Source organism: Leifsonia sp. SIMBA_070 (assembly GCF_046534635.1).
Lineage (GTDB): Bacteria > Actinomycetota > Actinomycetes > Actinomycetales > Microbacteriaceae > Leifsonia.
The window spans coordinates 1-266 of record NZ_JAWRYK010000384.1; the positions used below are offsets into that span (position 1 = coordinate 1).

Genomic DNA, 266 nt, shown 5'->3' on the forward strand with positions numbered 1-266 from the left:
GCGCGCCAAACGGTCGGTGAAGGCCTCCTCGCTCTCGCCGTCTTCGGCGAAGCGGTAGTGGTGCGGGCAGCCCGTATGGATGATGTTGGGGATCGGAACGTCGAAGTCGGTCTGCACGTAGGGCATGGCCGTCAGGCTGGCGGCGGCGATGGTGACGCCGTGGTAGCCCTTGACGCGGCTGATGATCTTTTTCTTCTCCGGCCGGCCCAGCGCGTTGTTGTAGTACCACACCATCTTGATGGCGGTGTCGTTGGCCTCCGAGCCGG

1 protein-coding gene is annotated in these 266 nt (G+C 64.7%); it reads right to left on the reverse strand.

Going from position 1 to position 266, the window contains the following annotated elements:
- Window positions 1–266: aminotransferase class III-fold pyridoxal phosphate-dependent enzyme (locus SB754_RS20770; RefSeq protein WP_410784245.1), on the reverse strand; the 266-nt coding region annotated here is incomplete at both ends.